Genomic DNA, 16,018 nt, shown 5'->3' on the forward strand with positions numbered 1-16,018 from the left:
AGAAAAAACCCTTTGCCACCTCAGGCGGAAAGGGTTTTACTAACTGAACTACTACTATTTTAAAAATTCTATTTCAAAGTTGCTGAGGTAAGTTTTACCATCAAAACCGAAATCAGATAGGATATTTATTTTCATCCAATACAAAGTAAGTGCAGAAACATCACTAACTGTAGATGGAATTGATAAGGATGATGTTACAGGCTCAGGTGTTGTACCTGGAGGGTACGAAGCCCCTAAATTCGCCCAGCTATACAAACCTGAAAGTGCCATGTTATAACCACCGGGAGCCTTGTTATAGAAACTGCCCTCTGCTCCTTCATCCATTGGCCAAAAACCAGTCAGATTTGCATAATTAGTATGCTTCGTAATATCTTTCAAGCCCAAATTGCTTTTAATAGTTGCCTCACTTAAAACGGTATTAAAATATGCTAAATTAGCACCATAAAAAGATGTAGGTGTATCATTATCACCAGTTCTATGGCCTACTCTAAATCCTTCTGTTGTGCTTAAACTTTTTCTGCCAGTAATATTTAACGCAGTTGCGTTTTGACGTTTATCATCTATATACATAATTAAGTTCCGCGTTGTTGAATTGATGTACTCCACCGTCATGGTTAAGGTATGCCAATCTGTTCCTGGAGAATCTGTCGATGTTACATCTTGCTTTCCACCACCTCCATTTAAAGTTCCTCCAGTAGTAATTACCCACTTGCCACCAGGATAAAGTGCCCATTGCCAACCTGTAATTGCCTGGCCACTTAGATTAGTACTCTTACTAAAAAAGCTCGAGTAGCCACTTGGAACTGAATTAAATTTCACATCCATCTGTACTGTAAAGCTTTTTGTTTCGCCAGCATCGTAAAGATTATTGTCATTAGTTAAGGTAGCTCTGCCAGTAGCATTGTTGAATAAAACTGGATTAAAACCTGTTTTCTTTAGTTCATAAGCTTTAAAAGCAGAATTATAAACTAATGTAAAACCATTAGTTGGATTGGCGCTACTGCCACCATGATTGCTGGTTATGATCACAAGCCAATCTTCATTTGAATAATTTTTTCTGGCTTTTAAAGCCGTCATAATATTACCAACATATTCATCAGCTTTTATTATTGCATTTTTGTAATTCGCATTAGTGGCTAGGTATCCCCCGTTAGCGCCTGCGGCTTCTACTTCCCTTAAATTAACAGCAATTGTGCCCAAACCTGATTGGCTATTTAAGATGCTTATCGTACTGTCTTTAACTGCTTGGTCGGTGGTTACAACAGGAGAAAAATCAGCATTACGCATGTAATTGCGCAAGTTAGCCCAAGGCGTAACTAAGGCTGTTTTTACCGCTTTGTACTGCGTTACATAATCAAAAACATTACGGTAAGATACAATTTGCGCGTGATCATCTCCATTTGGATCTGCAACCCGTTCGAAATTATCTCCACTGATTTGATGTTTTGAAAAACCCGTGCCAGTTAACAAAGATACCCAACCTGCAGCATCAGATGCTGTTTTTAAGGTATTATAGCTGTACTTTGAGTTTTTTTGTAGTTGTGTAATATTAGTGGGTGCTACGGTTTGTAGCTCAGTTCCTGTTAACCCATCAATACTGATAATTAACACCTTACGCTGCAAACCTGTGGCCCTTTTTAGATCTTCGTATACTGGCGGTGGATTATCGTACTTTTTACAGCCAGAATAAATTAAGACGCTTAGAAGCCCAAATGAAAGGACTTTAAAAATTTTATTATCTAATTTCATGATCTCTTAAATTATGGCTTAATTAAATTCATTTCAGCAAATACCACATAAGGATTAGTGGTATATCCGTTTTTAACAATTACTTTGAAAAATTTGGCATTTACATTTCCATTAGGGAAAATATATTCGAACCTGTTGGCTGTATTAGGCAAAGTAGTGGTACCAATGCTGGTGTAATTAATATTATCTCTACTGCTAAAAATTTCTATGTCTTTAGCATCCCCAGCCCTATTGGTACCAGCTCTACCATTAAAATACATACCCTTAATTGCAATATTAGCACCCGCATTAAATATGAAGGTAAAAGGAAATGATTGTGCGGGTGTTGGGCTTGAATACTGAGAATGGTAGTAGGTAGTTAAATTATTATCTACCAAAGCAGCGGTTGATCCCTCTTGCGCAGGAGAACTTGCTGACACAACAGTGGTAGTATAAGTAATAGTACCTGTTCCTCCAGTTTTATTTAAAGGATTATAAGTCCAAAGCTGTTTTGTTAATAAAGGATATTTATTAGACATTTTAACAGCTACAGCATCACTATAATTAATACCCCAGGCATCAAAAAATGGAGCTAAATCGGTTTGGGCATAGTCAGATAATTTTTCATACACAAAATTATGCATGGTAATATCGCTAGAGTTTAAACGTGCTGCATGCCTGGCTTCCGAATACAAATAGGTCATGGCTCCATAACCATATTTCTCAAAAATCTGAACAAAAGGTGTCATCCTTTTAAACGGATCATTCATTGCTCCATCGGTATCGAAATTTTTTGTACCTGTACCAGATGCATAGGTTATGGCCTGAGGAAAACCACTTGAAACTGCAGGATGCAAAATATTATAATTGGCGCCAATTCTGTTAGCCACTTTAAAGTTGAACAGGTTATTGGTGGTTTCGCCTAAGGTACTCCAACTCCATACCCTACCTTGTTGGCAATTATGTCCGAATTCGTGATAGGAACCCCACATCCCGTTACTGGTAGTAATGTTTGTTAGACTTGTAAAACCTTTAAACCACTCACTATCGTTCAAACCCACAAAAGGGAAACCACTGTGGCCGTAACCTACTGATAATTGAATATCCAAGATCCCTCTCCACGGCCCCTGCGGGCTTTTATCTCTTGCATCTACTGCATTATCTGATAAACCCATCCAGGCGTTGTAATCCAAATCAAATACGTCGTTCCATTTGCCCAAAGCAACTGTTGGATTCGTATAGGGTTCGGCTGACGAAAATGTAGCGATAATTTTATCTCTCGGCACCAAGAAAATTACCCTTTTGCTACGTAGCTCCAACCAAGGTACCTGCGAAGCTTTCACCTTATTTACCCAGTCTGCATCTACGGTTTGGCCAAGAATAAAATCAGGAGAAACACAAGCATTGGTAATGGTAAATTCAACAGGATTTGGATAAGCTCTGCCTGCCCGGATATAAATGGTACCGCCATATAAATTACGTACATAGTTAGCACCAGCATATAACTGTTGGCGCATATAAATTACCGGATCTCTTAACAATGGCGATTTTCCTGAAAGATTATCGGTATGGCCACCAACCTGAACAGTTAAACCTTCGATACCTGCCGGAACTTCTATTTTAACCAGTTCACCTGGAGCAGCGTAATAACCAGTGCTGTACTGCGGCTCTGGAGCTACTGAAATGCGTAGATTCTCAGCAGTTTGATCGGTAAAATTTAAATCTAAGGTAAATTTAGCATTTTGTACACGCGGCTCTGACTGATCTACCAAACCTGGAAATACCCTAGCCTTAGCATACATAGACTTATCGATCACCTTCATGTTGGTATCAATCTTGCCTTCAGCAACATTCTGAGAATCGTCAGGGTAACCATCCGGAATGTTGTAACCGTATTTTTTACAAGCTGTTACGCCTAACACTAAGGCAACGGCGCATAATATTGTGAAATGATTGAGTTTCATATTTCTAATATTTAATTAGTTTGTTTGCAAAGTAACTGAAGGGTTATAAAATTTACCCATTAAACTCCATTGCGCTGGTACGGCAATATTCATCCAATTATAGATTAATACGGGAATATCAACACCATTAGGTACAGCTTTAAAAGCTGCTTCGGATATTGAAGGAGACAGATTTGGAGAAATATCAGCAAAATTAGTCCAATTAGGTGTTCCTACTAAATTCATTTGAGGTGCTTTGCCAGTCACATCATTTATTACACTTCCAACACCTTCGTTACCTCTAAAATAGGCTATTAAATTATTGTAATATGGATCTGTTATTGGCGTTAAAGGCGTTTTTTTACTTGCCGCTATAATATCTGCATTCGGAATAGCTATATTGTAAACTGCAAATTCGGTAATAAAACAATCCACATTAGTATATTTTCCAAACTGTAAAGGCGCTGTGGTATTTAAATTTCCACTACCTGCAGTTAAGGCTAAATTAGCGGTTTGCGCAGCTATACCATCAACAAACATACTGGCCGTATGGGTAGTACCATTGTTAAAAAACCTTACCGCAACAGAGTGCCACTTTCCATCATCTATCTTTTGTGATGTTGGCCCTTTTGTTTGGCTGTTACCAGTAGTCCCGGTGAAACTCGCGTTAAAAGTAATAATGCCACCGTCGTCTTTTATAAAGGCCCAACCCGGTACGCCTCCGGTTATTCCACTAGTAAGGCCTCTTTTTTGGAGAATAGCACAGTAACCTGAATTCCCGGCACTTCCATCCCAGCGGATGTTAAAACGTATGGTAGCCTCGACATTTGTACCTAAATTTAAAAAATTAGGATCGCTTTGTACTGCACCATTGGTTGCGTTAAACTTTGCACCGATTCCGGCATATGGAAGATTACTTACATCAGGTTTTGTTACAGGGTTCGGTTTAAATTTAGGATTGTAAAAAGCCACAAAAGTATTACGGGAATCGTCGGCATAGATATTTGAGCCTGCACCACCACCCGAAGTAGGACCACCGCCTTTATTAGATGCTATTACCACTAACCAGTTTTCCTGAGCATAAGTCTTTCTCGCCCTTAAGGCTGCTAAGATTTCTCCAACATAGCTATCTAATGTATTAATAGCTGTAGTATATGCTGCTGTAGACGCAGTATATCCATTAGCTGCTCCAGCCGTTTCTGCGCTGTGAAATTGTGCTACCAATAGTGATGGATTGCTTGAGGTTAACTCAGTAATAACTGCAGTTTTAACTGCAGCATCATCAGACAGGGTTTGTTTAACGGTTGCATCAGTCGCTAGGTTATCGTTAAATGCAGCTGTTGCACCGAAAGAAACCGTTCTCGCACTGGGTATAGTTGATTTAATTCCGCTAAATAATGTTGGAGTTGGCTGCAAATTTAAGCCTGTGAAAGCCTCTGTGGTAACATTATGTTTAGTATAATCTACGCCAGTAAGCATGGTAGTCCAGGATGCTGCGTTGGTGATCACATTTCTCTGGTAATCGGCTACTCCATCATAAGAATAAATCGAATTTGTAGTAATTTGTGTCAGGTTGCTCGGTGCCAGGCTGCTAACAACCGAACCCTTTACCCCATCCAATATAATGTACAACACTTTTTTAGCATTGGTACCTAAACCAAGCGTATCATTTCTGAATGATTTAGGAAGTACACTATCAAAATTTTTATTGCAGGCCGATTGGAGTAGAACAAAGCCCAAAACGAGTGCAGTACCTATAGTTTTTACATTAAAAACTGATATTATATTTTTTTTCATATCTGTGTAATTAAAGTGTACAGTTAATTAGAAATGATTAATCTAAGTACGTTATGTGGCAATATGGAATTAAACCTGATGATATCACCTACCAAAATCACCTGCGAACCATTTGATATTGGTGTTTCAATCATGTCACTTATCCTACCCTGAAAACCTCCTGTATTGTTATAGCCCACAGCCAACTGGCCATTAGGTTCCAATATCATAAAGCCTTGGCGCAAGTAATCACCATATTTATTGAATGAGCCTGCAACTATTATTTTACCATTATTAAGTTGGCCAGCGAAAGTAGCTATACCGCCAGTAATAGAAGCACCGATAAATGTACTTACTAATGATCCGTTTGAATTTAGTAAAGCAATGCCAGAAGAAGCTTTTCCATTAAAAGTGGTAAAATTACCACTCACCACAATTTTATCGGTAGTGCTATTGTACCTTATCGAATAAATGTCTCCATCAGCACCAGCACCTGCACTAAAGCTCTGATCTACAGAACCATCTAAGTTTAATCGAACAATCCTGTTAGCCGTTACCCCGTTAAAAGTGGTAAAACCACCTACTAAAATAAGTTTACCATCACTCTGCATCGTGGCGTCGGAAATACCACCGTTTCCTGCAGCAGCACTTTGACGTGTGTTTTTATTATAATGAAATGTAGAATCCATAGATCCATCTGCATTTACACGCACAATCTGTTTCATCCGGGTTACATCGTAAACTTTCTCATCATAACTAGAATTTGGATAATACATCCTTTTAAAGTTCTGAAAACTACCTACAATATAAATCTGCTCTCCAAAGACAAAGGTTTTTCTCACCAAACCGTCTACCCCTGCATTAAATGCAGCAACAGTATCACCATTTTTCCAGGTTTCTCCAGGTTTAGGGTTAACAATTGGCACTAGTGAATTACCAAGAGCATCTTTATCTGCAGTTTTAATGGTATCTAAAGTACCATTGGCATTTAATCTAGTGATATTATTTAGTGTTTGTCGGTTTAAACGCCAAGAATTAAAAGAAGAAAAACTACCTGCGATAATAAATTTGCCATTCTGTGAACCGCTAGATATTCTATTAATCGAAGTAATAATTCCAATTCCTCCCATTACCCCTTTTCCAAAATTAATATCTGAGGTAATGTATGTACCATCTGCATCTATTTGAGCTATACCCCCATTAGGTGATAGCAGTGTACCTCTTTGTTCAAAACTTGTAAATCCTCCTCCTAACCAAAACCTCCCAGAAGGTAGTTTTTCGATATCAAAAACTGTTGTTATACCCGCAGCAGCAACATTGCCAGCTCCGTTTATTATTTTAAAAGTGGGGTCTACAGCTACTTTTCCTCCAACCTTAACAATTGGTCCAAAAAAGCTTTGACCTTGAGAAGTAATCCAAACACTTCCGGTACTCGCCGTTAGTGGAACCTTGAATTGAATGGTACTATCAGTATAATTTAGCACTTCTGCTTCGATCTCATTTACATACAGCTTAAAATTATCTTTATATTTCATTAAGCCTTTAACCTGAAGATTTAAAGTTGTTCCAGCATTTACGATATCAGGATCGGTAGTTTTAGAAATAAAAGTAATCCCTAAAACCTGTTTCCCACCAGCGTATGGATCATCGGCCAGTCCCTTACTTTTTTCGCAAGAAACCATTAGGCTAGCAAGGCTAATCACCACTGCTACCAATAAGCCTGTTCTATATTTTATGTTTGTTAACATGTATCTGTTAATTTATATTAATAAATAATTAGCTATGGTGTAGGGGGTAAAATGCCAGCTGCAACTACTTGATCTATAAACGTATCGGTATTAAAACCAAGGTTATGTTTAATTTTTGTTAATACATGCAATACACCATTTGTAGTCTGTATATCTGAAGTAGCAATAGGATTATTCTGCAAGGCTACTTGTGGATTAGATAAGTCTGGGATATAAGCTAAAAATAACTGACGATAACCGGCATAACTAACCCCACCTGCATCGCTAAAAATTGCACCGACATTCATGATACGCCCTCCATAAGAAGTATAATTTTGCCCTGGATAAGCAAGATACGAAAGCGTATCTCTTTGTGGATAATCCTTTAACAAGTTAGCACCTTTAAAAATATACTGAGAAAGCGTGTTTCTCCATACTTCTGGTTTAATCTGGCTGAGTTTCGATACCGTATCCTTACCATTACTTCTTAAATACTCGTTAAGTCTTTTAATACTTTTGAAAACAGAACCACTAGGCGGCGCAAAAAAAGTTATCGTTTCCTTGTCCAATACGTCATTCATTCCAGCTAAGTTGATCACTGTTAACGTACTATCAAAGAATGGTTGTTTTGCCTTCATATACTGTAACACACTTCCATTGTATTTTGGATCGTGTACGCCAGTATCGAAATAGTATTTTTTGCAACTCGCAAACATGAGCAGAGTACCGATCAATACCAGTAAAAATGCTTTATTTTTGTTTTGTATTTTCATCGTCTTAATTCCAAAAGTTATTACCTACTAAATATGGATTAGCAGAACGCTCAGTGCTACTAATGATTAAAGGCCAGGTCCATGCGCCATTGTTAAAATTACCAACACTGATTACTGCTTTCGAATACTCTGTGTTTACAGCTCTTTTTGTACGTACCAGATCAAAAAAGAATTGTCCTTCGCCAATTAATTCTCTGCAGCGTTCCTTATAAATGTCATTTTTCAATTCTTCACCACTGGTGGTAAATGCCGGTGCCGCTGCTGCTGCTCTTACCTGATTAGCATAGGTACGTGCTGTAGCATCATCAGCAAGTTCTGCTGCAGCTTCTGCAGCGAGTAACAACACGTCTGGTAGTCGAAAAATCACCGCACTATCATCACTGTTTATACTCAAACTTGCACCAGATCCAGTTGCATATACATTAATGTATTTCTTAAACTGGAAAGTATTATTATCAGCATTATAGTTTTCAAACCATACGGATACCCTGGCATCAGGTGTACCAGCAGGAAAAAGTTTGTTGATGTAATCTTTATCATAGGCCATAAAACTGGTGGTTTTAGTTATACCACCACGAATAGGAAAATGAGAAAAGAAATAAGAATAATTGGAAAAGGTTGAGAATGTTTCACCATAATTATAATCCTGCAAAACACCAAATAAGTTTTCGCTAGAGCGGCCTTTAAAAATCCTTTGTGTATTTTCTACGGTAATTGGCAACAATGAATAATTTTTATAGTTAGCCATCTCTTCTCCCAGTGTTAAAACCGATTTATAATATCCAGTTTTATCTCCTGTATCCCAGGCTGCTGCCCACATGTTTAAATGCATTAACAGCGCAACTGCACTGGCTTTTGTAGGTCTCAATCCAATTAACGATGCATCGGTATAAGCTTCTGGAAGATCATTTTTTGCAGCATTCATATCTGCAATACACTTTTTCATTACTTCTACCTGTGGCGTACGTGGTAGGGCTTTGCTGTTATAAGGTTCTGTGTAGTAAATGGCATCGCCAAATAATTTACAAATAAACATGTAACTTAAATTACGTGTAAATACCGCTTCCGCCTTGTATCTTTTTCTGTCTGCATCTGATAAGGCAGAAGAAGGAACATTATCTACTTCGTAGTACAATATATTGCTTGCCGCAATAATATCGTACCAGGCTTTCCAATCCATAATGGCTCTTAACCTACCATCGTATGTTGTTGAGCCAGTTATTGCAGGTTTTAAATTATTAGCAATTAAATTGTTAAATACATTATTTCCGTTATTATCAATGGTACCAACAACTTTTACAAAGTTCCCTCTCACATCAAGTGCAGGCATTATTACACTAAAACCTATTTTATCTCTTAATCGAGAATAAATTCCGTTAGTAAAACCTTCAACATCATTTCTGGTCTGCCAAAAATTGTTTCCAGATAGCGCATCAATTGGTTCAACATTAAGAAACTTCTTACATCCAGGCGCTACGATAAATAGTAAGGTAGCAACCAGTAAATATTTTATATTTTTCGCTTTCATCATTTCCGATTTAAAATTCAATATTTAAGCCCAATGCAAATTGTTTTGAGGCAGGATAACCTCCTGAATCGTCTCTACCCAATGCAGTTACGTTTTCTGGGTTGGGTCCTCTGTAACGCGTAATAAAACCTAGGTTAGAAGCCGTAGCGTTAATGCTTACCCTGTTCATACCAAAGCGTTGCGTAAACTTTTGATTAAACATATAGTATACTTTTACCGAGTTTAATTTAAAGTACGATCCATCTTCCTGGAACAAGGTTTGGTTGTACCTGAATGGACTTAACAATTGCGCTCTAACAAAATCCAATGGGTTACCATAAGTAGCCATATCGCCAGGTGCTGCCCAGTAACTGTACTCCGATAACGGCACCAGATTGCCCAAAAGATTTGGATTGCCAAAACGTGCAAATTGCGATGCCAAACTGTTGTTTAAAATATCTCTTTGTAAGGTAAATGAAGTGTTAACCTCTAAACTCCAGTTTTTGTATTGAACTAATGTGAAAAACCCTCCAGTAATTTGAGGTTGTGAATTTCCTGCAATAACCCTATCGAACTCGTTTAAAACATAGTTACCATCTAAATCGGTAAATACTGGATCGCCTGCCCTGAAATAGTTCAAAAGACCGTTTGAACCAATACGATAAGGCAAACCAGTAAGTGGATCTACAGGAACCTGAGCATTTGTACTGTAAACACCTTTTGTATTATACAAATAGTTAGACAAAGAGTTAATACCCAAACGGTAATAAATATCTTGTCCTAAATCTGTATCAAAACGAATTTTCTCCCTTAACCCATCAGGTAAGGCCGCAAGTATCTCTCGGTTAATCGCTAAGTTTGCACTTAAGGTCAATTTAAAAGGACTAGTTGCATTTAATGGTCTACTGGTAACCTGAAACTCCCAGCCGTAATTAACGTTACTAATTTCTGTAGAAGCAATTTGATTAAATGAATTAGCTGTAGAAAGTGCTTTTTCCTGGAAAATATTATCAGTCTGTTTATAATATGCATCCATAGCTAAGGTGAATTTACCGTTAAAAATACCGATATCAAAACCTGCATTGTAAGTGGTAGCCTTAGTTGGTTCTAAACTTAAATTTGGCAAGAAATCTAAGTTGGATATTACCGTGTTGCTATTATTGTAGCGGTTACCGCCAGAATATTTACCATAGGCCTGATAAATATTACCATTAGGTGTAATGTTAGAACCATAACTTAAACGGAAATCACCATAATCTAACCATTTTGGAGTTCCTAAAAATTCTTCCCTGTCAAAATTCCATTTAACTGCAATGGCCGGATTTTTCTTGTAACCTGCATTCGGCCCATTAGTAGAAAGTCCATCCACACGATAGTTTAAATCGATTACATATTTTTGCTTATAGTTATAAGAGAATGCACCAGCAAAGGCTATTGTTCTTAAATCTGTGTAACCAATTGTTCCACCTTTTGACGTTAAATAATCTGTCATGTTGGTTAACGGTCCTCTCAACTGATCATTTACTACCCTATCGTTTAATATTGCATCCGATTTAAAGAATGATGCTCTTAACTCTGAGAACGCAAACACAGAAAAGTTATGCGCATCTTCACCAGCTTCTTTTAATGAGTATACATAGGTAAGTTGGTTACGGTTATACAAGGTAGTGGCCCGATCGTTATAGGTATAATATTCTGCCTGATTCGAATTTAGTGCCGCCGGAGAAAAATTATCTTTCGTGCTCGATTTTGCGGTATAATTTAAATACGAACCTAATTTCAGATTTGGTACAATCTCATACTCTGCATTTAACTGTGCTGAAGTATTTAATACCTTATTATCATTATCCGTAGTTAATGCCCCTAGGACTGAATTAACTGAAGAGTAGAGCGAGGGCGCAGGCAGCAAGGAGGATGAACTTCCTCCGGACGCCACTCCCGAATTCTGGAGTCCGTTACCACTGCCGGTTTGTTGTTTCTGTATGGAGTTATTCAACTGCCCCTCTAGCTTAAACTTTCGGCTTGGTGCATAACTCATATTCATATTCAAATTATAACGAGAATATCCGGTATTTTCTTGGATACCCTTTTCATCGTAAGCTCCTAATGCAACCTTGTAGTTAAACTTCACATCTCCCCCAGAAATATTTAAATTATGGGTTTGGTTAAAAGTTTGACGATAAAAATAAGACTGCCAATCTGTAGAGTTATTATAATAAGCATTTAAACTATCAGATAAAAATGGAGTAGAATTGATTAAATCGATAGCATGATTTAATGTGGTATCGTAACGCAAAATCTGATCGATTCTTAACAAGCGCTCGCCCTTACCACCAATTACCGAACGCAATTGAGGAACAGTTGACATAAATGCCGAACCATTATAACGTACTACTGGTACTTTCGAGTTACCTCGCTTCGTGGTAATTAAAATTACACCATAAGCACCTCTAGATCCATATAGCGCTGTAGCTGCTGCATCTTTTAAAACTGTAATATCTTCAATATCCTCTGGTGGAATTTGTGAGGCTGGCGAAACACCGGGGCCTGCTTGTTGAAAGCCATAAGAATAATCGGTATTATCATCAACAGGTACCCCATCTATTACAAATAATGGAGAGGTTGGTGTTAAAAATGAACCATTTCCTGAACCAGAAACGTTAATATTCGAAATACCACGGATGGTTACATTACCCCTAAAACCAGGAGCACCAGTATTATTCTGGATGTTTAAACCCGCTACCTTACCTTGCAGTAACGACATTACATCGCCAGCTGGCTGACCCTGAATATCCTTACCAGATATGGTTACCGCAGAGCCGGTCATTAACGTTTTTGTTTTGGTTTGGTAACCGGCTGTAACCGTTACCTCTTTTAAGGTTTTGTTATCAGTACCCAAAGTAACCGAAATATTGGTTCGGTTGTTTACTTTTATTGTAGTAGACTCGTAACCCACATAACTAAATGTTAAAGAAGCGTTACCAGCTACGGTTACCCTAAATTTACCATTATTGTCTGTAATACCTAATGAACTGCCTCCACTGGTAACACTAACTCCGGGTATTGTTTCTTTTGACTTTGATGAACCATCTATAACTATCCCGGTTACAACAATACGTTGCTGGGCAATAGCTAAATTTTGGAAACCAAAAATCAATAAAATAACTATGGTGTAAAAATACTTCATCGGAAATATGTTTTGTTTTAGTTTATACTGTTCCATTAATCATTATCAAATTTTGGTTTGTCCCGCTTAAACCAGAAAGTTACCTCCCAGTCTCCCTTTTCATAAATATTAAAATTGAATGCTAAGAAGCATTGTTGAAGCACGTTACCAAAAGCCTGTCTGTTAAATCTGAAAACTATTCGGGCCTGATCTCCAGAAAGTGTAGTGTATTTGGTTGGGTATGCACTTAACGGTATAGGGTATGCAACATCATACTTCACCTTGGTGGCGTCTTTAATCATGTTAAATCCATGCACGAGATTTGCCCAATCGGTAGCGGCAAACTTATCTGGATTGATCGGATTGGATAGCGTATCTACAAACTTGAATGTAATACTATTACCGTTACCCGCTTTTTTAAATAATACCTGAATATCACTTCCGGTACTTAAAGGCTGACCACGTTCGCCCGTAATATTTACACTGGTAGGATTCACAGAAACCGAAGTGCCCTGACCTGTAACAGGATCTAGATTAGATGGCTCGTAAGGTCGTTCGCGTAGTGGGCGCAGACGAAAATTCTGATAATACTTTCTTCCGCCTGAATTCGACATTTCGACATCGAAAACATAACCAGAATCTGGTTGTGCTTTTATCATGTTAGAATTTGCCGCGGCCCACATTAAAAATTCTCCAGAATGTGGTCTTACCTCAAATAATGGATGGTTTTCTATCACTCTTTTCGCATTGATCTCATTTAGCGATTTCTCTGTACCATTGTAAGCCGTTTTCCAAACTAACACCGGGTAATTATTGGTTAGTTCTGGTGCCGGCTCGCCAGTAAAAGTGCGCATGTTTACAATCTTAAAATCCAACGGCCTGCTCGAATTTCCGTATTGGAAATTATTGGCAAACAAGGAATTTCTACCAAGAACAGGTTGATATAAGTATTGTATGTACTGAGAATCGTTGGCTATGGATAAACGCTCTTCGGGTAAATTCTTTTTGCATGACGATAAGACTATGCCACCAATCAATATGGTTAAGAATATTCGTAATAGATTTATATTATTTTTCATCATCACTTTTTAATTGTTCAATCTGTAGGTGAATTCATCAAAACCAAAGTTGTGTATTGGTGTGAGTATATTGATAATGGCATTATTGGTTTTAACATTAACTGCGTTGGTTGTAGTGGTTACCCAATAGGTTGTAAAAATAGAACCATAAGTATCGCTAAAATTCAATGTTGCTGGCCCACCGCCTATATAACCTGCAGAACTCAGTTTCACATATTTAATGTGCATCTGGTAGTCGATTACAATGTTTTTCAATAACATGCCATCTACATTGTTGATGTACGCATCGGTAGTTCTATCTCCTCTAATGATGTATTTGCAAAGCATATAGCCCAATTCGTTGGGATCTGCATTTGATAAATAAACTGGTGCTTTCCCCTGGTTTTTACGTACCATGTTTAAATACTTCTCAGCGGCCTCAAAATTTTTGTTCACTGGTGCAAAAAGTGTTACTTTTTGGTTCGTTAGGGAATCCTTTAGGAAAGGGTAACGGTCTAAAACCAATAGCAAAGAATCGAATGTACCTTTAGGCTGTGCCCTTAAGTAATCCATTGCCGAACCATTAAAAGTTTGCTGTGTATTTACATAATCGTGATAAGGCGAATCATCTTTTTTGCAGGCGGTAAAGCACAAGCAAATAAGCCCTAAGAGAAAAAATGTAATTCTATTATATGATAAATTTTTCATTTTATAACTAGTTAGGTAGGTTATTGCCAATATGGATTTTGAGTAATTGATGAGTTTGCATTAATTACATCTTGTGATACCGGCCAGTAAATACCACCAGCATTTTCAAACTGTTTAAAGGTCATTGGAGTACCGTTTTTAGTGGCAAAAACAGTTTGAGGGTTTTTAATTCTGTTATATCTGATAATATCATACCATCTCCAACCTTCACCCATTAACTCTCTCCTACGCTCCTGAAAAATTGCGGCAACTAAATCTGGGGTAGCAGTTGTAAAACTGAAACCCCTCAATGCACATGCCCTATTCAGTGCGGTAAGTGCTTCGTCTCTTAAACCTAAAACAGCAAGGGCCTCGGCTCTTAATAAAGTAATTTCTTCCATCCTGCTAAACACCATCGATGAACTGAATAAGGTTACATTACCTGATGTATTAGATGGATAAATAACTTTTACTTTATTAAAAATCGGGCGCTCCGATTCAAACCCATAGAAATAATTGGTTCTGTATAAGTTCGTTACAGGATCTACGCCAAAACGAAGATCAAACGGAGTGGTAAAGGCACGAATAATGGTGTCCTTTGATACAAACATCTCTGGCTGTGTTTTTGGAATAAATGGAAAAGCTAAGGTTAGTTGCTCCAAGTGCCCGTTAGCGGTTGATAAACCGTTACCCGCCTCAAAAGGAAAACCAACCATTAAGTTTGCCCTTTTATAGGCAAATGGGCTGTAGTTATTCTGATTTTCGGTTAGCGCATTCATATCAATATAATCTAATGGATTTGCACCATCAACAAAATATTGGGTTGATTGATTATCTAAAACGAATTTCGAATAGATGGCTGCATCGATATAATTACCCTGCCATGCGGCGATATGCGCTAAAAGGATATATGCAGATAATCGGGTAAAAACAATACCGTTCCATGATGGCCAGTTAGCTCCATAATATAAACCCGGCATAATGGGATCGGTACCACCATACCTAAAAGGTACCACCTTAGCCGCGGCCAATAACTCATTGGTTGCAAATGCTAAAACTTTTTGTTGCGGCGTTCTGCTTAGTTTTATAAACTCACCATCGTGAGAGGAAGTAAGTAAAGGCACATCGCCCCAAATTCTACTCATGTAAAAGTAAGCAAAGGCTCTTAACATTCTGGCTTGAGCTACATCTACATCAAGATTCAGTTGTGTATAACGAGGATCTAATTGTTTAATCTCTTTAGCACGCTCTACAAAAAGACTTGCAGAATTTATCGCTGCATAAAACCTTCTCCAGTTGGTAATCCTATTAATTACCGGGTAAGAAGCATTAAGCTGCCCATTTACAATAGCTTTTAAATCTGCACGTGTAGTAATGGTAAAATCGCCTTGTCTTAAATCTCCCATTAACCAATGTCCGTTATCGGCAACGGTTGCCGAACGAAGCAAGCCGTAAACAGATAAAAGGTTGGCTTTTGCGTCTTCTAAGGTTTTCCAATTGGTTTCTTCTGTAGATAATCTTGTAGATTGTACATCATCTATCTTTTTACAAGAAAAGTTACCCAAGCCGATCAGTAATACAAAAATTGCGACAGCAGTTTTGCAAAACCTATTTTCTTTATTCATTATATAATTCATGTTAATTGTATAATTA

10 protein-coding genes are annotated in these 16,018 nt (G+C 37.8%); all 10 read right to left on the reverse strand.

Annotated features, from left to right (window positions below):
* Nucleotides 1-54: 54 nt before the first annotated feature.
* From LQ201_RS02010 to LQ201_RS02055, 10 genes are read right to left on the reverse strand one after another with little or no spacing between them, the layout of a single operon-like run.
* Nucleotides 55-1,749, reverse strand: a complete 1,695-nt coding sequence (locus LQ201_RS02010; protein ID WP_230143893.1) for an alkaline phosphatase family protein — start codon at nucleotides 1,747-1,749, stop codon at nucleotides 55-57.
* 11 nt (nucleotides 1,750-1,760) lie between these two features.
* Nucleotides 1,761-3,692, reverse strand: a complete 1,932-nt coding sequence (locus LQ201_RS02015; protein ID WP_230143891.1) for a M60 family metallopeptidase — start codon at nucleotides 3,690-3,692, stop codon at nucleotides 1,761-1,763.
* A gap of 15 nt (nucleotides 3,693-3,707) precedes the next feature.
* A complete protein-coding gene (locus tag LQ201_RS02020) occupies nucleotides 3,708-5,468 on the reverse strand; it encodes a DUF4983 domain-containing protein (RefSeq protein ID WP_230143889.1) in 1,761 nt (586 codons plus the stop codon).
* Nucleotides 5,469-5,491: 23 nt separating this feature from the next.
* Complete coding sequence (locus tag LQ201_RS02025) at nucleotides 5,492-7,195, reverse strand: DUF5008 domain-containing protein (RefSeq protein ID WP_230143887.1); 1,704 nt, start codon at nucleotides 7,193-7,195, stop codon at nucleotides 5,492-5,494.
* A gap of 32 nt (nucleotides 7,196-7,227) precedes the next feature.
* Nucleotides 7,228-7,947 (reverse strand): fasciclin domain-containing protein, encoded by a 720-nt coding sequence (locus LQ201_RS02030; RefSeq protein ID WP_230143886.1) that lies wholly within the window; start codon nucleotides 7,945-7,947, stop codon nucleotides 7,228-7,230.
* Nucleotides 7,948-7,951: 4 nt separating this feature from the next.
* A complete protein-coding gene (locus LQ201_RS02035) occupies nucleotides 7,952-9,475 on the reverse strand; it encodes a RagB/SusD family nutrient uptake outer membrane protein (protein WP_230146586.1) in 1,524 nt (507 codons plus the stop codon).
* Nucleotides 9,476-9,485: 10 nt separating this feature from the next.
* Complete coding sequence (locus LQ201_RS02040; RefSeq protein ID WP_230143884.1) at nucleotides 9,486-12,641, reverse strand: SusC/RagA family TonB-linked outer membrane protein; 3,156 nt, start codon at nucleotides 12,639-12,641, stop codon at nucleotides 9,486-9,488.
* A 35-nt stretch (nucleotides 12,642-12,676) separates the two neighbouring features.
* Nucleotides 12,677-13,699 carry a DUF5007 domain-containing protein gene (locus tag LQ201_RS02045; RefSeq protein WP_230146587.1) on the reverse strand — a complete coding sequence of 341 codons (1,023 nt, stop codon included), beginning with the start codon at nucleotides 13,697-13,699 and terminating at the stop codon, nucleotides 12,677-12,679.
* Between the two features lie 9 nt (nucleotides 13,700-13,708).
* Nucleotides 13,709-14,386: a hypothetical protein gene (locus LQ201_RS02050; RefSeq protein ID WP_230143882.1), complete on the reverse strand. Its 678-nt coding sequence runs from the start codon at nucleotides 14,384-14,386 to the stop codon at nucleotides 13,709-13,711.
* A gap of 20 nt (nucleotides 14,387-14,406) precedes the next feature.
* The gene (locus LQ201_RS02055) at nucleotides 14,407-15,990 is read right to left on the reverse strand and encodes a RagB/SusD family nutrient uptake outer membrane protein (protein WP_230143881.1); all 1,584 of its coding nucleotides are present in this window, start codon (nucleotides 15,988-15,990) and stop codon (nucleotides 14,407-14,409) included.
* Between the last annotated feature and the right edge of the window lie 28 nt (nucleotides 15,991-16,018).

The sequence above is a fragment of the Pedobacter sp. Bi126 genome (genome assembly GCF_918698245.1).
Taxonomy (GTDB): Bacteria; Bacteroidota; Bacteroidia; order Sphingobacteriales; family Sphingobacteriaceae; genus Pedobacter.